The sequence below is a fragment of the Blautia sp. SC05B48 genome, from assembly GCF_005848555.1.
Classification (GTDB): domain Bacteria; phylum Bacillota; class Clostridia; order Lachnospirales; family Lachnospiraceae; genus Blautia_A.
On record NZ_CP040518.1, the window covers coordinates 3386041 to 3406363 of the forward strand.

At 39.7% G+C, this 20323-nt stretch carries 20 protein-coding genes and 1 pseudogene; all 21 read left to right on the forward strand.

Translation table 11 applies throughout. The features are described 5' to 3' along the window. Window positions 1–44 precede the first annotated feature (44 nt). The 21 genes and pseudogenes from EYS05_RS15815 to EYS05_RS15925 all read left to right on the forward strand — a co-directional run bounded on the left by EYS05_RS15815 (window position 45) and on the right by EYS05_RS15925 (window position 20322). Window positions 45–722 carry a response regulator transcription factor gene (locus EYS05_RS15815; protein ID WP_138277521.1) on the forward strand — a complete coding sequence of 226 codons (678 nt, stop codon included), beginning with the start codon at window positions 45–47 and terminating at the stop codon, window positions 720–722. Further along, on the forward strand, window positions 715–1614 hold the full coding sequence (locus EYS05_RS15820; RefSeq protein ID WP_118513832.1) for a sensor histidine kinase: 900 nt from the start codon (window positions 715–717) through the stop codon (window positions 1612–1614). Before EYS05_RS15815 ends, EYS05_RS15820 begins: the two co-directional genes overlap by 8 nt. Window positions 1615–1749: 135 nt before the next feature. Next, window positions 1750–2421, forward strand: a complete 672-nt coding sequence (locus tag EYS05_RS15825; protein ID WP_138277522.1) for an ABC transporter ATP-binding protein — start codon at window positions 1750–1752, stop codon at window positions 2419–2421. 15 nt (window positions 2422–2436) lie between these two features. Beyond that, entirely contained in the window at window positions 2437–5082 is a 2646-nt protein-coding gene (locus tag EYS05_RS15830) for an ABC transporter permease (protein WP_138277523.1), read from the forward strand. 173 nt (window positions 5083–5255) lie between these two features. Then, window positions 5256–5456, forward strand: coding sequence for an Ig-like domain-containing protein (locus EYS05_RS15835; protein ID WP_243119161.1), 201 nt, complete (start codon window positions 5256–5258; stop codon window positions 5454–5456). Between the two features lie 306 nt (window positions 5457–5762). After that, the gene (locus tag EYS05_RS15840) at window positions 5763–6317 is read left to right on the forward strand and encodes an RNA polymerase sigma factor (protein WP_138277525.1); all 555 of its coding nucleotides are present in this window, start codon (window positions 5763–5765) and stop codon (window positions 6315–6317) included. After that, entirely contained in the window at window positions 6290–7393 is a 1104-nt protein-coding gene (locus EYS05_RS15845) for a DUF4179 domain-containing protein (RefSeq protein WP_138277526.1), read from the forward strand. Before EYS05_RS15840 ends, EYS05_RS15845 begins: the two co-directional genes overlap by 28 nt. 483 nt (window positions 7394–7876) lie before the next feature. Beyond that, window positions 7877–8185 (forward strand): hypothetical protein, encoded by a 309-nt coding sequence (locus EYS05_RS15850; RefSeq protein ID WP_015525087.1) that lies wholly within the window; start codon window positions 7877–7879, stop codon window positions 8183–8185. A 36-nt stretch (window positions 8186–8221) separates the two neighbouring features. Further along, the gene (ssb, locus tag EYS05_RS15855) at window positions 8222–8881 is read left to right on the forward strand and encodes a single-stranded DNA-binding protein (RefSeq protein WP_138277527.1); all 660 of its coding nucleotides are present in this window, start codon (window positions 8222–8224) and stop codon (window positions 8879–8881) included. Window positions 8882–8904: 23 nt separating this feature from the next. After that, window positions 8905–9444 carry a hypothetical protein gene (locus EYS05_RS15860; RefSeq protein WP_138277528.1) on the forward strand — a complete coding sequence of 180 codons (540 nt, stop codon included), beginning with the start codon at window positions 8905–8907 and terminating at the stop codon, window positions 9442–9444. After that, window positions 9435–10037, forward strand: a complete 603-nt coding sequence (locus tag EYS05_RS15865; protein WP_227752267.1) for a helix-hairpin-helix domain-containing protein — start codon at window positions 9435–9437, stop codon at window positions 10035–10037. The genes EYS05_RS15860 and EYS05_RS15865 overlap by 10 nt, the downstream gene beginning before the upstream one ends. A 93-nt stretch (window positions 10038–10130) precedes the next feature. Beyond that, on the forward strand, window positions 10131–10805 hold the full coding sequence (locus EYS05_RS15870; RefSeq protein ID WP_055068075.1) for a response regulator transcription factor: 675 nt from the start codon (window positions 10131–10133) through the stop codon (window positions 10803–10805). After that, the gene (locus tag EYS05_RS15875; protein ID WP_118624652.1) at window positions 10793–11971 is read left to right on the forward strand and encodes a sensor histidine kinase; all 1179 of its coding nucleotides are present in this window, start codon (window positions 10793–10795) and stop codon (window positions 11969–11971) included. Before EYS05_RS15870 ends, EYS05_RS15875 begins: the two co-directional genes overlap by 13 nt. A 116-nt stretch (window positions 11972–12087) precedes the next feature. Next, window positions 12088–13158 (forward strand): ABC transporter permease subunit, encoded by a 1071-nt coding sequence (locus tag EYS05_RS15880; protein WP_138277529.1) that lies wholly within the window; start codon window positions 12088–12090, stop codon window positions 13156–13158. Further along, window positions 13155–13811, forward strand: a complete 657-nt coding sequence (locus EYS05_RS15885; protein WP_243119162.1) for a transporter — start codon at window positions 13155–13157, stop codon at window positions 13809–13811. The genes EYS05_RS15880 and EYS05_RS15885 overlap by 4 nt, the downstream gene beginning before the upstream one ends. A gap of 3 nt (window positions 13812–13814) precedes the next feature. Then, window positions 13815–14687 (forward strand): ATP-binding cassette domain-containing protein, encoded by an 873-nt coding sequence (locus tag EYS05_RS15890; protein ID WP_138277530.1) that lies wholly within the window; start codon window positions 13815–13817, stop codon window positions 14685–14687. Between the two features lie 1248 nt (window positions 14688–15935). After that, window positions 15936–16235 (forward strand): hypothetical protein, encoded by a 300-nt coding sequence (locus EYS05_RS15905; RefSeq protein ID WP_242858680.1) that lies wholly within the window; start codon window positions 15936–15938, stop codon window positions 16233–16235. A gap of 23 nt (window positions 16236–16258) precedes the next feature. Next, window positions 16259–16477 (forward strand): annotated as a pseudogene (locus tag EYS05_RS15910) (single-stranded DNA-binding protein); the annotation flags it as partial. 650 nt (window positions 16478–17127) lie between these two features. Continuing rightward, window positions 17128–18672 carry a hypothetical protein gene (locus tag EYS05_RS15915; protein WP_138277531.1) on the forward strand — a complete coding sequence of 515 codons (1545 nt, stop codon included), beginning with the start codon at window positions 17128–17130 and terminating at the stop codon, window positions 18670–18672. Window positions 18673–18858: 186 nt separating this feature from the next. After that, complete coding sequence (locus EYS05_RS18250; RefSeq protein WP_442858075.1) at window positions 18859–18960, forward strand: hypothetical protein; 102 nt, start codon at window positions 18859–18861, stop codon at window positions 18958–18960. A gap of 78 nt (window positions 18961–19038) precedes the next feature. Then, window positions 19039–20322 (forward strand): tyrosine-type recombinase/integrase, encoded by a 1284-nt coding sequence (locus EYS05_RS15925; protein WP_138277533.1) that lies wholly within the window; start codon window positions 19039–19041, stop codon window positions 20320–20322. Window position 20323 lies beyond the last annotated feature (1 nt).

Consider the following 20323-nt stretch of genomic DNA (forward strand, 5'->3'; position numbering starts at 1 on the left):
ATTAACTTTGCCGAATACCTTTGAGGAACGAGGGAGTGAGATATATGGAGCAATTATTGATTGTTGAAGATGATATTGGTTTGAATCAAGGTTTATGCAAAGCACTGAAAGTAGATGATCGGAAGATCATTTCCTGCCAAGACTTGAAAACGGCGAAGGAGCAGCTGCTTTGCGGCGGTGTATCCCTGATCCTGTTGGATATCAATCTGCCGGATGGCAGTGGGCTTGAATTGCTACGGGATGTCAAGGAAACCACACCCGGGATTCCTGTTATTCTGCTGACTGCCAATGATACCGATCTGGACATCGTGGACGGACTGGAGAGGGGCGCTGATGATTACATTACCAAGCCCTTTTCTCTTTCGGTTTTGCGGGCAAGAGTGAATACCCAACTGCGAAAGCAAACGTCAAGCCATAAAAATGCACCGATCCATATTGATCTATTTCACTTTGACTTTGAAGCAATGACCTTTTATGTGGGAGATTCAAAAGTGGAATTGAGTAAAACAGAACAAAAATTACTGCGTCTGCTTGTTGAAAATCGTGGTCGAACCATGACCCGTGGAGACCTTGTAGACAGGATCTGGACAGATGGTGCTGAATATGTGGATGAAAATGCTTTGTCTGTTACGATCAAGCGTCTGAGGGATAAGCTTGAGGCACAGAAATACATTAAAACCGTCTATGGAATCGGTTATAGCTGGGTGACAAAAGATGAATAAAACCGGCATTGTGATCATACTGCTGTGTTCTCTGGCGGCGGCAGCTGTTGTATTATGGGAGCGGAGAAAGGTCAGAAAAACGATGGAAGAAATCGAAAGGATGCTGGACGCTGCCATGACCGGTTCTTTTTCTGAAATCACTTTTGATGAAAGCCAGCTGTCTGCTTTGGAAACAAAGTTTGCACACTATCTTTCTGCCGCAGAAGCATCTTCTCGAAATATGGCACAGGAAAAAGACAAAATCAAATCCTTGATTGCGGACATTTCCCACCAGACGAAAACGCCGATTGCAAACCTGCTGTTATACAGCGAGCTTTTGATGGAGGAAACTCTGCCTGCATCGGCAAAGGAAAACGTGGAGGCACTGTACAAACAATCGGAAAAGCTACGATTTCTGATTGACTCTCTCGTAAAACTTTCCAGACTGGAAAATGGGATCATTTCACTTTCCCCTCAGCAAGCATCACTTCAGCCGCTGCTTGAAAGCGTAGTAGAACAATATGCCGCCAAGGCTTCTGGAAAAGGATTATCCATATATCTGTACGATACAGATATTTCCGCTACATTTGACTTCAAATGGACAGCGGAAGCACTGGCTAATATTGTAGACAATGCCATCAAATATACGGAGCATGGAACAATCACGATTTCTACCATAAGTTACGAAATGTTTACAAGGATCGATATATCGGATACCGGTTCAGGTATCCCTGAAAACGAGCAGGCAAAGATATTTTCCCGTTTTTATCGTTCAAATGCTGTTCAGGAACAAGAAGGGGTTGGCATCGGCTTATACCTTGCCCGACAGATTATATCCGGTGAGAGCGGTTATATCAAGGTTGCTTCCGTTCCGGGAAAAGGAAGTACGTTTTCCATATTTCTGCCGAAATAACAACAATTCTATCAAAACTGTTAGATTTCATTTTCTGCCGGAAAGAATGTGGAAAGAATCCTATGCGATAATCTGTATGTATCAAAGGATCATTTCCTTTCATACATACAGATTTTTTCATGGAGGTACTCGTTTATGGAGGTTTTACAGGCAAAAGACCTGAAAAAGATTTATGGCTCCGGTAATAACGCAGTTCATGCGTTGGATGGAGTTGATTTAAGTGTGAAGAAGGGAGAGTTTGTTGCAATTGTCGGCACATCCGGATCCGGAAAATCCACGCTGTTGCATATGCTGGGCGGGCTGGATCGCCCTACAAGCGGCACTGTCATAGTGGACGGACAGGATATTTTCTCCCTGAAGGAGGAAGCGCTGACCATCTTCCGCCGCAGGAAAATCGGCTTTGTATTTCAGAGCTACAATCTTGTTCCGGTGCTGAATGTATATGAAAATATCATTCTACCCACTGAACTGGATGGCGGAAAGGTAAACAAGGCTTTTATGCAGCAGATCGTGCAGACGCTTGGACTGAGCGACCGTCTGGATGCCCTGCCCAATCAGCTCTCAGGCGGTCAACAGCAGCGAGTAGCCATTGCCCGTGCGCTGGCGGCAGCACCCGCTATCATTCTGGCAGATGAACCCACCGGCAATCTGGATTCCAAAACCAGCCAGGATGTATTGAGCCTTTTGAAAGTCACCAGTCAAAAGTTCGCCCAGACAATCGTAATGATCACTCACAACGAAGAAATTGCGCAGATGGCAGACCGCATTATCCGTATCGAAGATGGTCGGATCGTCTCCCAGAACTAACGGGAGGTGGCTACGATGAATGTCAAAAACAGAAAATGTATTCGAAAGCTCAGCTTAAAATCCCTTTATGCGAACCGCCGCCGCAATCTGATCGCCATTTTTGCCATTGCGCTGACAACGATGCTATTTACGTCCATGTTCACCATTGTCTTGTCGTTGAACGCCAGTTATGAAACCTACCAGTTTCGGCAGGTAGGTGGCTATGCACACGGTACCTTTAAAGATGTTTCCCCCGAGCAGGCGGAACGTATCGCTGCTCATCCAAAGGTGAAGGCTGCGGGGGCACGGAAGGTGATCGGCATCACTGTGGATGGTGTCTTTTCCAAAACGCCTGCAGAGATCAGCTACATGGATGCCAACTGCACCAAATGGAGCTATGCCACCCCTACTACCGGGCGGATGCCCGAAAGCGGCAAAGAAGTAGCCATGGATACGGCAGCGTTGCAGCTGCTTGGCGTAACGCCGGAGCTGGGCGCCGAGGTCACGGTTTCCTATTCCATCACGGACAAGGATCAAACCGCCTTTACTGTAACAGATACCTTTACGCTGGTGGGCTATTGGGAATATGATGAACTAATGCCTGTTCACTACATCAACATCAGCCGTGATTACGCAGATGACATCGAAGCGCAGGCAGTGAAAACAGGGTTACAGCCTTTCCGCACCGATTTGAATGTCATGCTGGCCTCCAGCACAAATATTCAAGGGCAGATGGAGCAGGTGGATACCGATCTTGGATACACATGGGACAGCTATACCGATCCCAACAGCGTCCGGATCGGCGTCAACTGGGGATATACCTCATCCCAGCTGGAGTCACAGCTCGATCCAGAGCTGATGATCGCCATAGCAGCTTTTTTGCTGCTGGTGATTTTCACGGGGTATCTTATCATCTATAACATTTTTCAGATCTCTGTTGCAGGGGATATCCGGTTTTACGGACTTCTGAAAACCATTGGCACAACGCCCCGGCAGCTCAAACGTATCATTCGCCAGCAGGCACTTCTGCTTTGTCTGATCGGCATTCCGGCAGGACTGTTGCTGGGCTACGGCATCGGCGCTGTTCTGGTACCTGTTGTCTTGCGCTCCACCCAGTTGGATGCAGGCATCACCACCATCAGCACTTCGCCTGTGATCTTCCTTGGTTCCATGCTGTTTGCCCTGTTGACGGTGCTTTTGTCCTGTTCCAAGCCCGGAAAAATGGCAGCCAGGGTCTCTCCGGTAGAGGCTACCAAATATACGGATGCGATACAGACTAAGAAAAAACAGCGCAGCACCCGGGGAGTCAAGCTCCATCAGATGGCCTTTGCCAATCTGGGACGAAACAAGAAAAAGACGGTGCTGGTGGTGGTGTCTCTGGCACTGTCGGTGACACTGTTCAATGCGCTGTGTGCCTTTGTGGGAGGCTTCAGCATGGAGAAGTATGTATCCTCCATGACCTGCGCCGATTTTATCGTCAGCACTCCCGACTACTTCCGTTTCAACCCGGCAGATGAATTCATCACGCCAGAACAGATCGAGGAGATCGCAGCAAACACAAAGGCCAGTCTTTCCGGCACGGGATATGCTGTGCGAAAAACCGCATACCTGTGGATGACGGAGGATGCTCTGCGGCAAGACTATGCACGGTACGAAAGTGCCGAGCAGTTGGACAGCCATATGAGCCGCATGGAGCACCGGGGCAATATGGTGATGGGAGATACCAGAATCGAGGCTCTGGATAACAGTCTGTTTGACAAGCTGCAAGTGTTCGACGGAGATATTTCTCCTATGCTGGAGCCGGACAATAACGCCATTGCCATTGCGGTTTCTTTGGATGATTACGGCAATCTACCCAATCCTGAATACTACCCCAAGGTGGGAGACACGATCACGGCTACCTATGCGGATGATGTGAAATATATCGACAGCCGCACCGGGGAACTGTGCAACGAAGACACACCGGAGGAGTACCTTCAGGCAAAATTGTATGGGGCCAGAGATGTAGAGTACACGGTCTGCGCCTTGGTAGAACTTCCGAACTCCATGGGTTATCGTTATGGTGGTATTGGATATAACGCAGTTTTGCCTGTGGACACCGCACAGAGGGACAGCGGTGGTGCAGTCGTTCCGATGCTCTACCTGTTCGACACAGCGGACGAAGCTGACGAGGCCGAAGCAGAGCAATATCTGTCAAAGCTCACGGCCGGTGAGTTTTCGCCCTTGATGTATGAAAGCAAAGCCACGGTTCGCTCTGAGTTTGCTCAGTTCCGGCAGATGTTCCTTCTGATCGGTGGTATCCTCTGTGCTATCATTGGGCTGGTGGGACTCTTAAATTTCTTCAACGCCATGATGACCGGTATTCTTTCCCGCCGCCGGGAATTTGCTGTGCTTCAGGCTGTAGGAATGACGCCCCGACAGCTCAAAACCATGCTGATCTACGAGGGGTTGTTTTACGCACTGTCTTCCGTAGCGGCGGCCTTTGTGCTTTCACTGGCGGTGGGACCTCTTGCGGGGAAAATGCTGGGCAGTATGTTCTGGTTCTTTGAGTATCGGTTCACCGTTCTGCCTGTCCTGCTGACAATTCCGGTATTTCTTCTGCTTGGGTGGCTGATTCCTTGCATGATGTATGATAACGCAGCAAAATGCAGCATTGTAGATCAGTTAAGGGATGCTCAATAATTGTTAAGCCAAAATTAGCCCTCTGTCAATGAAAAGGCTGAGGGCTGGAATTCAAATAATAATCAAAGTGACCATTACACTGGCCAGCGGCAAGAAACAGGTCATTTCCATTACTGTGCAGAAAACAACGGTAAGAACAACAAAGATCACCGGACTGAAATCAAGCGTGACTGTTGCAAGGAATAAAAAAACTTACGCTGAAACCAGTCATCAGCCCGATCACTTCCCAGGAGAAAGTTACCTACAGTTCTTCAAATAAGAAGAGCGTGACGCTAAATTCCAAGGGCGTGATCACCGGAAAGAAAAAGGGAACAGCCTATATCACAGTGAAATCTGGAAAGATCCGTAAAAAAGTAAAAGTAGTTGTTAAATAAAAATGATTCAAGCAGGAGCTGCCTTTCATGAATACACATGGAATGGCAGCTCCTTTTTTCATTTTTTGCATGTAGCTTTATTTGCAGAAGTAGATTACGATATTAATAGTTGACCAAGAGAGAAGAATGTTTAGATAATATGTTATAGTGATAATGGAAGCATGGTAACAAAAAAAATTATAAAAATAGAAAAAAAGTGCAACCAAACAGAAAAAAATACGTTCTATATAATAGAAAACATTAATATGGCACACTGCAAATAACCTATCTGCATAAAAACACTAATATACAGGGGAGAAATGTGATATGGAAGATATACATATTATAAATTTATTTTTAGAAAGATCAGAAGATGCAATTCGCCAGGTAGAAGTAAAGTACGAAAAATTTTGCTTTAAGATTGCATGGAATATTTTATATAACACAGAAGATTCAGAAGAATGCGTAAATGATACGTGGCTGATAACGTGGAATAAGATTCCGCCCAAAACGCCAACAAAATTATCTGCATTTCTTGGAAAAATAACCAGAAATTTGGCATTGGACAATTTCAGAAAGAAAAATGCTTCAAAAAGAGCAGATACACATATGATGGATATTTGTGGTGAAGTGGAAAAACTGGAAAATATAATAAAGGATTATGTGGAAGAGGATATAAAGAAAAAGGAAATTTTGAATATTTTAGAAAAATTTTTAAGTGATTTAAAAGCAGGAGACAGGGATATTTTTGTCAGGCGATATTGGTATATGGATAATATTAAAGACATTGCAAAAAGACATGGATGCTCTGAGACTAAAATTAAATCCAGTCTTTTTCGAAGCAGAAACAGATTATGGGAAGAGGTGAAAGAAATCATATGAAAAAAGAAAACAATTTTTTGGATCTGATGGGAGAAATAGATGAAAAATTTGTTTACGAAGCTTCCTTGCCATGGAAAAAGCGAAATGTTAATTTGAAATTTAAATTAGCAAAGATTGCAGCAGCAGGAGTTGTAATAGCATTATTGATAGGAGGTTTGGGACATCCGCATGAGATAAAGGCGGCCTGGGAACAGATTACTTCGTGGATTCAAACTGCATTGGGGATTAATGAAAATGTAGAATCATATATAGATAGTGTTGGAAAAACGATTACTAAAAATGGAATTTCTATTACGTTAGATGAAATTGCTGCTGATAAGGAGAATTTATGGGTGGCAATATCTGATAATATAAATGATTCAAAAGAAAAAGAGACTATTCTACTAACAGAAGTGGAGATAAATGGAAAAGCGGCACAGTTAGATGGAACATATGCTCTGGAGAAAAAGGAGAACGGAGCAGATGGTCAGGTTTGTCATTATAGGTTGGAAGATACAACTATTAAAGATAATACAGCAGATATAAAAATGAAAGTATGGTTATTTGATCCAACAGAAATGGATACTGCAGATACAGAAGATACGGATGACTATATTTTTGAATTTTCATCAAATTGGGAAGAACTGGAGAAGAATACCATAAATGTAAATGTGAATAAAAAAATAAAGATATCTCCAAATCAAAATCTGACGATTTCAAAAATGAACTTAAACGATTTGGCAAGTACAATTTATGGAAATTTGGATAATAAAGAATATGAAGATTATTATTTAATAGGAACCGACGATAAAGAAAATCAGGGGCTTTATAGAATGACAAATTATGGAGACACAGAGACTGTGTTTGAAGAAAGCAGAAATAATACAAAATATAAAGGAATTTCTCCAGATGCTAAAACGGTGACATTAGAATTATATGTAAATAAAGAAGAAAAAAACAGAACAACATATAAAAAATATGAAACAGGAACAGAAGATACTTACGGAGAAGGCGAAGGACGTGTTTATGAAAGTGATGAAGATCCTCTGGATTTATATAGCCCAGTGGAAGGAAAAATAGAAATTAGAATCAGATGACAAAAGAATAGTTTGATCGAAGAGAGGGATGAGATACCGCAATTGGATATTTTTACTGTAAAGATAAAAAAAATAACAATAAAATGTTTGGTGGTACATTTAAGATTCGTATAAATAAAAATGGTAAAATTACATTTCCATAAGTAATAAGAGAAGTTGATCAAATCTTTGAAAATCGAAAATACAAAATATAGCAAAAGTGCGATTGACGCCAACAATATCTTGCGTTAATATGATTATGAGATTTGTATTTGTATCTGTAGACACAGATAAGAAACGCTGGTTCCGGATCTGACCGGAAGTAAAACATTAAGGAGCCAAAAGCCTCCTGCCTTTGTAATGAATAAGGTCATTTAGAATGAAAATTTCTAAATGGCCTTTTTTTGTTGCAAAAATATGGCAGACAACAAGTACAGATCAGCAAATAAGGAAAGGAGGATCACAAAAAAAACACAAGGAAACTCAGAATGCAAGGAGGGTGTTATGAAACGAAAAAAGATGGAAAAGGAGGTCGTGCACCTTCTTGAATGGATTATCGAATATCCAGGAGTATGGCAGATTGTATGTAATCCAGATGGAAAGGAAACTTCGCCTGAATCCTTTAAGATGGCATATGATATGCTGGTCAAAAAATCTCTGTTTTATCTGATACCGGTATTGTTTGCAACACATCCGGGAGAAGAATCACTGGAGATGGCGAAAAATTTATGTACGGCTGACTCTGCTGCCCGCGAGATCCGAAAAAATGGTATGGGAGCATTAGTCAAATGTATGCGGGAACATCTGGAATGAAACTGGAAAACTTTATAAAGTTATGGGAGGACAATTATGAACAAATCAATCATGATGGGACGAGTAGTAAATGAGCCTGATTTACGCTACACACAGACAGAGAATGGAGAACTTGCCATCGCAAACTTTCGCTTGGCGGTAAACCGGAAATTTGTACGAAGAGGAGATCCGGAAGCAGATTTCTTCAGCTGTACGGCTTTTGGCCGAAAAGCAGAGTTCGCGGAAAAATATCTGTTTAAGGGGATTAAGATTCTGGTAGAAGGTCGTATGCAGAATGACAACTACAAGAATCGGGCTGGTGAAAATGTCTACGGCATGCGGCTTATGATTGAAGAGATTTCTTTTGCAGAAAGTAAGAAAGCTTTAGAATCTGGAAATGACGAACGGGAAGAACCGGAAAGAGAAACAAGGGCATCTTCTAATCGAAACTGTTCTGACCGTGCAGAAAACCAGCGTTCAGCTTCCAAAAGCACCAGAAGTGAAAGAGCAACAGAAATGGATGACCGCGACTATGACAGAGAACGTGAAGCTGGAAGGTACAGAAGCAATACCAGGGCAGGTGCATCAGATGACAGACGGAGATCAAATTCTGGAGGGACAAGATCCAGAGGAACTTCGGCAAGAAGCCGGGAGCGTAGTCAGGATATTGATGACCGGTACATGGAAACAGATGATGAAAAACTGGATTTTGACTGAGCAAATCATAGGAGAAAATGCTTATGATGGAGAAAATGAACAAATGGTTGTCTGCACATAAAAAGCTGTGCGTGATAACTGGAATTTTTGGTCTATTAGTATCACCATTTTTATGGCCGGTATTTCTGGCAGTGATTATACATTCCCTTTCACTGGTCATTCCGGTTGCAGCAGGACTGTTTTTCTATGAAAAATTTATTATGAAAAAGGACAAGGAGGAAACGAATGAGAATGATGATGACAACAAACAGCAAAAGAACCATGCAGATGCCCGTAAAGTACATGCAGATGCTGAAAAGACCGAGGATTTACCGAAAAATCATGAGAAGGGATCGGAAACGGTAAATTTCGATAATCAGGAGAAGCAGGCAAGATGCAGGGCACAGGCTGCCATATGGTACGAAAAGGAAGGCTTTGAGCGGATCCAGGCGATTCGGAAAACTCTGGAATCTGAAAATCGAAACCGTTTTTCAGTAAACAGGGAAGGAATCTGCAGTATTTCCATTGGAAAAAGGCATTTGGAACCGAACTTCCGACAAACGGAGGCCTGGATGTGGAACTGACGGGAGACTGGAAACCCACAAAATATGGAATGCAGTATAGTGTGAGCAATTTTTCAGTAACCATGCCAACCACAAAAGAAGGTATTCGGACTTATTTGTCGTCATCCCTGATCAAAGGGATCGGACCGGCAATGGCAGCCCGCATCGTAGAAACGTTTGGGGAAGACACACTGAATGTTTTTAATGACAGCCCGGAGAAACTTCTTCAGGTAAAAGGAATTACGCAGAAACGCTTAGATGATATTCTGGAAGGATATCAAAAAAGCAGTTCCATCCGGGAACTGATGATATATTTGTCCCCTTTTGGGGTGACTCCTGCAAAAGTTTCAAAAATACAGGAGAAATTTGGCCCTGCTGCAGTTATGATCGTGAAGGAGGAGCCTTTCCGGCTCTGTGAGGTTCATGGATTTGGATTTCTGACTGTTGACCAGATTGCAGTAAAGGCAAAACATTTCCGTGCAGACGATCCCCTTCGCATTAAGGCTGCTATTTTGCATTCAGCAGGTCATACCGGTGTGGTACTGCTTTGCCGTGAGATAAGCATACGAAAATCGGAAGAAAAAGGCATTGAGGGGAAATTGAGCTGGAATTGAGAAAAAAAATATATTGTGCTTACGTTCTTCATGTACTCTTGTTGTGATTTCATTGTTTTTTATCGTATAATATGGATACTGGAGGTGGTTTGGATGAAATACAAGATTTTAGTTGTCGATGATGATAAAGAATTGGTGAAAATGCTTTGTAGTTATTTTAATATGAAACAATATGAAACCATTACGGCTACAGATGGAATGGAAGCATTAAATAAAATAAAAATGAAACCGGATATTATTTTATTGGATATCAACATGCCACGTATGGATGGGATTGAAGTATGTCGTCTGATACGCAGTAAAGTGTTATGTCCGATTTTGTTTCTAACAGCAAGAGTTGATGAAGATGATAAAATTAATGGGTTGCTTTCGGGTGGGGATGATTATATTACGAAACCATTTAGTCTTCGGGAGTTGGAAGCAAGGATTGTCACAAACATAAAGAGAGAAGAAAGGCATCAACAAAAAACGGAATACCGTTTCATGGATGAAATGCTGATTGATTATTCTGAAAAAATAGTAGCTATAGCCGGACACAAGATGGAGTTCACAAAAATTGAATATCAGATTATTGAATTCTTATCCATGCATCCGGGGCAGGTGTTTGATAAAGAACGTATATATGCACAAGTCTGTGGATATGATGCGGAAGGGGACAGTAGAACGATAACGGAATTAGTACGGCGTATAAGGAAAAAAATAGCGGATTATTCAGAAAAAGAATACATAGAAACTGTATGGGGGATTGGATACCGATGGAAAAAATAAGAAACTTGTCACTGAAAAAAACAATTCTGCTTTATTTTGTGATCAGCTTAACGGTAGCATTTCTGTTATCTGGATTTACAGTTCATTTTGCAAGAAATATGCAGAATAAAATATGGGAAAAATATATTGATTATGCAGATTATACGGACGTGTTTCAGCAATATGGAAAGAAATACGAGATTGAGATATCAAGACCTAATCAATCGCAGATGAATCGTTTGGACTATCATCTTTCGGAAATGTGTGACTTTATGGAAACATATTCGGTACTGATTTTTTCGATTGTTGGGAGTGTTGCTGCGGTATTCTTTTTTTATAAAAATAAGTTAAAGACACCTCTACAGGAACTAAAAGATGCCTCGCAAATGATTGCAGATAATGAACTGGATTTTCATGTGTCCTATGAAAATAAAGATGAGATGGGAACTTTGTGTAAAGAATTTGAAATGATGCGAAGTGCTTTAGCAGATAACAACAGAAAGATGTGGCGAATGATTGATGACGAGAAGGCTTTGCGGAATGCAATTGCACATGATATACGTTCTCCACTTTCCATATTGCGAGGGTATCAGGAAATGCTCTTAGAGTTTGTTTCTTCTGAGAGTATAAAAACAGAGGATGTTATTGATATCTTACAAACAGGCATGTATCAGATTGACCGTATAGAGCATTTCACGGAAAACATGAGAAAAATGTCCCATTTAGAACAGAGGGAACTGCAATGCTCAGAGATTGAATTATCGGAACTGGTAAAAAAGATTGAGGCAGAAGCTGCCATGCTGTCCAAGAAGGAAAGTAAATTATGTAAGGTAGAAAGAGCGCAGGAACAAAACATTGTGAAAGTGGATGAGGAACTTGTCATGGAAGTGACAGACAATTTACTGGAAAATGCGGTTCGATATGCACAAAAAAGTATTGCTTTGCAGATAAAGAAAAAGGATGGTTTTCTTATAATTTCTGTTGAAGATGATGGAATAGGATTTGTGGATACTGAGGAAAAAGTAACAGAGCCATTTTATCATAAGAATCCACAAGATGATTTAAAGCATTTTGGCCTTGGTATGTATATTTCTCGTATTTTCTGTGAAAAGCATGGAGGAAATTTGAAAATATATAATGCCAGACAAGGCGGTGCTCATGTAGAAGCTCTTTTCAAAGCTGAATAAAAATACTTTATAAGGCTGAAATCACAAATAAAGTGGTTTTAGTCTTTTTTGTTGTGAATTTATTGAGAATTGATTTGTATGATGTTGTTAAAGAAATAAAGAAAGGAAGAGATACAATGAAAACAATCATAAAAAGAAGTATACTTGATTATTTAAAGAACCCTGTTTTGTGGATTGGCTTGATTATTATAGTTGCCAGTATGTATCAATGTCTGTCACCGTATTTGCAAATTCATTATATCAAACAGAATGAACAGATCACACAAAATGACGTAGCATTGGAGGATGCTGATGTCATGAATGGGTACATTCCCACATCTGATGATAAAGAAAGAAGAAGGGAGTGGGAAGATACGATCAAAGAGACGTTAATGGACACCTCCCAAAATGGTTTTGGATTTAGCAGGCAGGAAGCAAATCATGTAATGAAAGAAATTCAGAACATGGATGTAAAGACTGCTTCTGAGTTTTTGGAATCCCAATATGGCTATTATAATGCAATATATGCTTATGAGGACCTTGAAATTCATAAGGGGACAGCAGAAGAAATCAATCATTATATCGAGCGAAAATTATCCGAACATTCTTTTTCCTGGTACTTTGCCAAAAAGTTCACGGATTTTGCAGGATTGCATATGGCCTTTTTTGCAACAGTCTTGCTATCATTTTTATTTATTCAGGATACACGAAAAAATACCTATGAATTATTACATACAAAGCCTGTTACGGCAATCCAATATATATGCGGGAAAATAATAAGCGGATTCATTAGTATGTTGGGCGTATTAGTAATTTTGAATGTTATATTCTTTATGCTATGTTTGAAAACGTCTTTAGAATCGGGCTTTTCGGTAACACCAATTGATTTTTGCGTGAATTCTCTGATCTATATTGTGCCGAATTTTTTGATGATATGTTGTGTCTATACAATTACAGCATTAATATTTAAAAATCCGCTTCCGGCAGCACCAGTTTTGTTTTTACACATTATATATTCGAATATGCTGACCAAGAAGAATGATATTTATTATATGAGACCGTTCTCTATTATGGTGCGATTTCCTGGCAGGTTTTTTGAAACACATGCAGCCAAAATGTCAAATATAAATCAGATTATGCTTGTAATCTCATCTGTTATATTAGTATGTATTTCTGTTGCAATCTGGAAAAGGAGGAGGGTTCATTGAAAACGGAATTAAAAAACTGCCTGTCGTTATATAAGATTTTTTATTCATGTGCATTTATACTGATATTGTGTGTTATTCATCCGATTATATACAATGAAGAAATCGGTTCAGCAATTCAGTCTCCAATAGCATTTTTAACAATTATTTTTTGTAGTGACACATATTTGATGGAAGTAAAAAATAAGCGTGCCGATGTATTTCATTTGTATGATCAAAAAAAACAGTTAAAAGTAATATCACAGAGAGTGTGCGTTCAAATATTATATTTATTAATACTTTCCTGTGTTGGATATGTTTTGTTTTTCTGGCAAAAACCGGGCAGTGTAAACGAAGGCGTTTCGGGCACTCAGATATTCCTTTTATTTTTCATTGCAATGTTTGGAACTATCTGGTTTTGGAGTATATGCACTGTGATTTTGTGCACATTGCTTCGAAATATGTGGGCAGGTATTGGATGTTTATTTGGAATTGTCATTGGACTTATATCAAAAGCGGGAAGTTCATTTTTCGGAAATCTGGGATTGTTTTCTTTCAGCTTTTGTGAACCTACTCAATTAATGTCCGAGAGTTGGATTTATGGAACACTTGTGTCTTTTATAACGGGGCTGTTTTTATTTGCAGTATTACCAATGGCTTTAAAGAAAAGAGGATAGATTATGAGTATTAGAATAAATGATTTAACAGTTAGATTTAAAAATGGTGTAGTTGCAGTAAATAAGGCATCTCTTGAAATACCCAAGGGAATTTACGGACTTTTGGGTGAGAATGGTGCTGGAAAAACCACTTTGATGAGGGTTCTTACAACCGTTTTAAAACAAACGGAAGGAATGGTTTCCCTTGATGGAATTCTGTATAACGAGGGAAATTATGAGAAAATACAGAAAAAGATTGGTTATCTTCCACAGGAAATCGACTTATATCCGAATCTTACGGTGAAAGAATGCCTTGTATATATGGGAGGACTATCAGGAGTATCCACAAATGACCTCGAGCAAAGAATTACCTATTATCTGGAAAAGACTTCTCTTACAGAGCATCAGAATAAAAAAATGCGGCAATTATCTGGTGGTATGAAGAGACGTGTCGGACTCATACAGGCACTTCTTAATAATCCGGATTTTTTGATTATTGACGAACCAACAACTGGGTTAGATCCGGAAGAAAGAATCAGGATCCGCAATCTTCTGGTTGATTTTTCAAAGGATAGAACTGTGCTGTTTTCCACTCATGTAGTAGAAGATTTAGCAGCAACCTGTACACAGCTTGCCATTATGAAAAAAGGAAATTTTTTATATTCCGGAAGCGTGAGTGGATTGCTGGAAAATGCAAAGGGCTGTGTTTGGAATTGTACGGTACAAAATGCAGAAGAAGCCCGTTTGTTAGAAGCCAATTATTCTATTTCATCTAAGCAGTATGTAGAAAATGGAATTCATATGAAAGTATTAAGCAAAGGAAAGCCAAATGAGAATTGTGTCCTGGATAATGATATCACTTTGGAAGATGCATATATTTATTTGACGAATAGCTGAATATAACGGTGGGCAAGTTGCCCGCCGTAAATTGTACTTATTTTGTTAAAAGACCGGATAGATTTTTTCCAATGGAAAATCCAATCTGTGGATATAACTCCTGAATCTCCTGATATTATTTCTTAATCATTTCCGGTTCATCAGCCCAGTGTTTCTTGTACTGTAGCATAATCAAGAGTACAATCAGAGTTATATTCTTTGATAACTTTTGACAATTTTTGTAGGATGGAGGTTCCCGATATGATGCAGATAACCAGACACTTACATTCCAGACCAATCAGTTTTCAGATTGTGCCATTGCATATAAAGACGTGAAAAAGTCCGGACAGACGGGCAGAAATGACAGTAACGGCACAAAGAAAGATAAACCAACAGGAAATACCCCAACGTCAATCTATTCACCGCAGACAGGTGATACAACAGACTTGTCAGGGTATGTGATTTTGCTGATTGCTTCGGTAACAGTAATCACCGGATGGTTAATCTTAAGAAAGAAAAAATGTAATAAAGAAGATAACGAGCACTCCTGTGGATTTACCACAGGAGTATTTCAGAATCAATAGAAACATATGGCAGGCACTGACTATAAAAGTTGGTGCTTCTTTTTTGACCTTTTTTCAAAAGCAGCTGACATGATTCCCATTGCCACGTGTGATTAGTAGAAAAATGATTTTTTCTGCGAAAATACCGTCCAAACACCCTCTGAAACTTGCAATTAGTGTGGGAATAGTTCATTTTTGCGAAAAAAACTTGCAAAAGGGGGTTGGTAAATATACTTTCAAAAGCTTTATAGGTAGAGGAACAAAATTTTCTCATAATTTTTCAAAATCATGTCCGCTTTTATCTCTCCTAATACAGAGTAAGTAAAGGGATTAACAAAAGTAAAAGAAAAAATGATAAAAATGCAAAAAAATATCACGAATTTTTTGCATCATGCCAAGTCATTTGACTTTAGTAATCAGAGGACGTTTTGGAATGTTCCTTCGCTGAACCTTGACAACCGATAAGTGCACCCTGGAAGTCTACCAGGAGTTCTGCCATGACCTTTCTTTTACAGAGAGTGAGCGGAATCATAATGACACTCCCGATGATGGGCGGCTGACCAAAGCCTTATGGTCAGTGGCCTGCTGATGCAGGCAGAGGCAGTCTGAGACGACTGCAGATGACAGGGAAACGCACGCCAGACCGCCGGACGAATGAAACTGATAACAATGTTTACAGGGCGAAATGCCTGGAAAGGAGCAGTTTATGACAGAACTGAAAATGAAAGAAATGCAGATAATCCACTGGTTTGGATGCCCGAATCTGAACTGTACAAAGGAGAGAATCCATCTGGCAGCTATGCTTGCAACGGATGCAGAAATGAAAAAGAATCTTTACAAGGTATGCAGATTCCTCGCAAGAGAAGAAATCGCATATCGGTATCCGAGCATATATGAAATGATTCGGAAAATGTTTTCGCCGGATGATACTAATCCACCGGACGCATGTGCAATGTTTATGCCGGACAATGAACCAGATGATGAAGAATATGCAATGGCAGCGTAGCTGCGGAAAGGACAGTAGCGATTATGAATAAAGTGATTTTAATGGGAAGACTGACAAAGAATCCGGAGATCAAATATGCCGGAAAAGATAATGATATGGCAGTAGCAAGATATACACTTGCGGTAAATAGAAGATATAAACGTGACGGAGAACAGGAAGCAGATTTTATCTCCTGTGTCACATTTGGAAAGAGTGCAGAGTTTGCACAGAAATATCTTCACAAGGGAACGAGAATTGTGATCGGCGTCGCATAAAAACAGTTTGATATATCAAAAAAGCAATTTTGAAGGCAAAAATAAAATTCCTGTGAAAATTTGGAGATCTTTACAGAAACAGCTCTGAAATTCTCTTTTATTAGGTATAAGGGATTTATGGAAGTCCTTAAATATACGGAAAAAGGGGAAGACATTTGGAAGAAAAATTGCAGTTGCTTTGGTTGATATTGATCTTTGTTGATTTTGGGCTTATGTTTATTTCATTTCCAATTTTGATTTATGCAATTATTGCCTGACATAAATGTAAAAAAGCCTTTCTGTAAGTGCCCTTTTCCGGTGAAAAGACTGGAGGGACATTTACATGTATGCAACAGTTTATGCATATATCCATAGGAATACAAGTAAAATACTACCCACTTGCTACTGTTTAAAGACTGTAGTGAAATTGACATTAAAGATCTGGAATGATACGATGAAATTGAACATTTTGCAAGGCAGATTGCACAAAATTTTATTCTGATACAAAATCAGAATTTTATACTTTATACCGCGTCTGCGGATCAACCGACAAAGACACAAAAAGAGTAAAATGGACTCTTGGAGTGTCTTTTTTTGTTTGGCAAAATGTTTTGACATGTATCAGATCCAATTACGCTAAAAGGAGAAAAGAAGTTCTTATGCCACGAAAAATCAGATCAAACTACATGGAGAAGTTCAAGTTCGTATACAATGGTAGAATTTTTGATAGTAAGCATAAATGCTGTGAATTTTATGGAATTTGTTACCGCAGTGTAATGAGTTATCAAAACAGACATAAATGTACGACAGAAGAATCAATTACACATTTTATTGAATTGAAAAAAAGTAAAGAAATCATATTCAGAAATCGAAAATGGAACAGTATTAAAACCTGTTGCGCATTTTACGATTTAAATGAAGCTTCTGTTAAAACAGATATGTGGAATCGGAAATGTACACCACAGGAAGCAATTGAACGGGCAATCGAATGGAAAAAAACGCATGAAATCACATATCATGGAGTGAAATATCCATCACTGCCCCAATGCTGTGAAGAACTTGGCATTAATCCTATATCAGTACGTTTATATATGGACAATAATGGGGTTTCTTCCACACGTGCGATTACGCATTACATTAAATCCAAAGAGAGACGGGCTTTTACATTTCGGGGAAAAGAATATAAAAACTTTGCGGAATGTTGTCTTGCATATGGATTGAAGCCAAAGTCAGTAAGTTCTGCAGTTTTTAAGGAGAATCGTTCCCATGCAGAGGTGCTGGAAAAAATTGTCTCTCATGTGGAAGGATGTATCCCACAAGAAGTAATGGAAAAAAAGGAAATTACTGGAAACTATGTAATTCCCAAAAAAAGGCATCGTGCAAAGGAAGCATTCTTTTATGAAAGGGAAAAATATATTTCGCTGGGACAATGTTGTGAGATATATGGAATTAATGAATCCAGTGTACGGGCCAGAGCCTGGAGGACTCATTGCACATGGGAAGATGCTGTAAAACATTTTATAGAAAAAAGCAGTGTAAACAAGTTGAAAAAGATATTTGTATATAAAGGGAAAGAGTATCAAAGTGTTGCTGAATGTTGTAGGAAATATGATGTTCGTGCTGCCAGTGTTCGTAATCGCACATCATCAAAGGGATGTAGCCTAGAAGAGGCTTTGGATCACTTTATAATGAAAAAGAAAGAGATAAAAAAGGGATTTGTATTCCGAGATAAAAGTTATGCAACAATGGAAGAATGCTGTAAAGCTTATGGCGTGAGTGCAAGTAGCGTATCTTCAAGAAAGTACAGATTAGGGTGCAGCATAGAGGAATCTCTGGAACATTTTATAAAGAATAAAGAAATGATAGAAAAAAGAATACAGAAATTTACATTTAGAGGAAGGGAATATCCTAGTCTCAGGGCCTGCTGCAAGAAATATGGCATCGAAGATGCGTGTGTAAGGCAGCGGGCCAGGAACCAAAATTGTTCCCTGGAAGAATCCTTTGAGCATTTTATGACTAGAAAAAGAAAGTATATGCTAAACAATCAGGAGTTTGAATATCGGGGAATCCTTTACCCATCGCTTAAGGAATGCTGTGAAAAGTTGGAGATAAACAAAAACAGCGTAGTAAGTAAAAGTCGTCGAAGTGGATGCAGCTTACAAGAAGCAGTGGAATATTATGTAAAAAAGCAACACACAAAATAAAATTGTATTGACCAGCAGGCAGTCGTTTATAGAATCCATAGGAGAGGAGGAACAGCCAATATCATCTGCCTGCAGATATTGGCTGTAATATATATGATACATAAAAAAACACAAGCAGCAGATAACGATAAGATTCTTATATCGGTCAAGGAAGCCTGTGAACTCACAGGCCTTTCAGAGAAAACCATGAGAACTCTTATGAAGAATAATACCTTCATGGTACGAATTGGGCGAAGAACCCTGATTGATAAGAAAAAATTTCAGAAATGGATTGATCGGCAGTCTTGAAAGGTTTTAGGGGTTGTGTTAAAATTAAGCCCAGTGCCATGCATGATCATCTATTAATGGAAAGAGGATGGTGATGTTATGGGAAAGAATCTAAAAGGTAAAGAAATAGGTAAAGGGATTCGCCAAAGAAAAGATGGGCGTTATGAGGCCAGAATCACAATTAAGGGTTCTGGCAAACCGCCTTTTTCGATTTATGGAACAAACTTGCAACAGTTGAAAAAACAAAGAAATATGTATTTGACAGAAGTTCTTCCGGGAGTCCCGGGCTTTGATTCGAGTATGTCTGTTTCAAAATGGTATGAGAAATGGATGGAACTCTATAAAGTTTTTAAGATCAAAGCAACTACAATAAGAAATTATGAAGATGGTTTTAGAAGAACTGAGGAATACATTGGCTATATGAAGCTGGCAGAGGTCAAACCGGAACATATTCTTAGCATGATAAAGAAACTGGAGGACGAGGGATATGCCCGGACTTCAATAATACAATCATTAAGTATCGTGCATCAAATGTTTGAGAGGGCAGCTGCCAGTAAAATGATTCCATCGGATCCCACAGCAGATGTTAAGCTTTCTAAAGAGGTACCGGGAGAAACATTGGCAGAACCAGCAGAAGAAAATTTGGATGCAAAAGAGAATTGTCTTAGTACAGTCGAAAGCCACCGTTTTCTGGAAACTATTGAAGGAAACCGTTACGAGGAGCTTTTCTTGATCTTAATGCATACGGGAATGCGTATAGGTGAAGCGCTTGCCCTACAATGGAGAGATGTTAATTTTGATGAAAAATATCTCCGTGTATACAAAACGTTGAACAGAGTTAAATTGTATTATGACAAGCAGGGAAAGAGACTTACAGAGCCATATTATATTACGCAGATTACATCCCCGAAAAAAAAGAAAAGTGTCAGACTGATTCCGCTGCCAGATATCGCAATTGAAGCTTTTAGAAACTGGAAAGAAAAACAGGACCAGGACAAAAAAGTATTAGGCAAGAAATGGGGTGCTGAAAATGAGCTTCTGGAAAAATACCCTGGGCTGATATTTACAACATCTACAGGAATGAGCTATCTTCCTGTCAATGCTGAAGATGAATGCGAACGAATCAAAAATATTGTAAATAAGCAGGAATCACTGGTGGCCAAAAAAGAGGGTCGGGAAGCAGAAATGTTAGAGGTAACTCCGCATAGTTTTCGTCATACTTTTGTAACAAGATGTGTTCAGTCTGGAATGGGACCAGCTACAGTAGGTAAGATTAGTGGTCATTCTACTCAGAAAATGACAGAATATTATACGCATCTTGAACAGGGGTATGTGAAAGATGAATACGAACGGTACGATAAAAAATATGGAAAAGAAAGCTAAT

Bases quoted from the DNA above. Each gene is read 5' to 3' on its own strand.
- EYS05_RS15840 (WP_138277525.1), top strand. From the start codon at position 5,763: ATGGAAGATATACATATTATAAATTTATTTTTAGAAAGATCAGAAGAT.
- EYS05_RS15860 (WP_138277528.1), top strand. From the start codon at position 8,905: ATGATGGAGAAAATGAACAAATGGTTGTCTGCACATAAAAAGCTGTGC.
- EYS05_RS18250 (WP_442858075.1), top strand. From the start codon at position 18,859: ATGAGAACTCTTATGAAGAATAATACCTTCATGGTACGAATTGGGCGA.
- EYS05_RS15830 (WP_138277523.1), top strand. From the start codon at position 2,437: ATGAATGTCAAAAACAGAAAATGTATTCGAAAGCTCAGCTTAAAATCC.
- EYS05_RS15845 (WP_138277526.1), top strand. From the start codon at position 6,290: ATGGGAAGAGGTGAAAGAAATCATATGAAAAAAGAAAACAATTTTTTG.
- EYS05_RS15915 (WP_138277531.1), top strand. From the start codon at position 17,128: ATGCCACGAAAAATCAGATCAAACTACATGGAGAAGTTCAAGTTCGTA.
- EYS05_RS15850 (WP_015525087.1), top strand. From the start codon at position 7,877: ATGAAACGAAAAAAGATGGAAAAGGAGGTCGTGCACCTTCTTGAATGG.
- EYS05_RS15875 (WP_118624652.1), top strand. From the start codon at position 10,793: ATGGAAAAAATAAGAAACTTGTCACTGAAAAAAACAATTCTGCTTTAT.
- EYS05_RS15880 (WP_138277529.1), top strand. From the start codon at position 12,088: ATGAAAACAATCATAAAAAGAAGTATACTTGATTATTTAAAGAACCCT.
- EYS05_RS15905 (WP_242858680.1), top strand. From the start codon at position 15,936: ATGACAGAACTGAAAATGAAAGAAATGCAGATAATCCACTGGTTTGGA.
- ssb (WP_138277527.1), top strand. From the start codon at position 8,222: ATGAACAAATCAATCATGATGGGACGAGTAGTAAATGAGCCTGATTTA.
- EYS05_RS15825 (WP_138277522.1), top strand. From the start codon at position 1,750: ATGGAGGTTTTACAGGCAAAAGACCTGAAAAAGATTTATGGCTCCGGT.
- EYS05_RS15890 (WP_138277530.1), top strand. From the start codon at position 13,815: ATGAGTATTAGAATAAATGATTTAACAGTTAGATTTAAAAATGGTGTA.
- EYS05_RS15820 (WP_118513832.1), top strand. From the start codon at position 715: ATGAATAAAACCGGCATTGTGATCATACTGCTGTGTTCTCTGGCGGCG.
- EYS05_RS15815 (WP_138277521.1), top strand. From the start codon at position 45: ATGGAGCAATTATTGATTGTTGAAGATGATATTGGTTTGAATCAAGGT.
- EYS05_RS15870 (WP_055068075.1), top strand. From the start codon at position 10,131: ATGAAATACAAGATTTTAGTTGTCGATGATGATAAAGAATTGGTGAAA.
- EYS05_RS15925 (WP_138277533.1), top strand. From the start codon at position 19,039: ATGGGAAAGAATCTAAAAGGTAAAGAAATAGGTAAAGGGATTCGCCAA.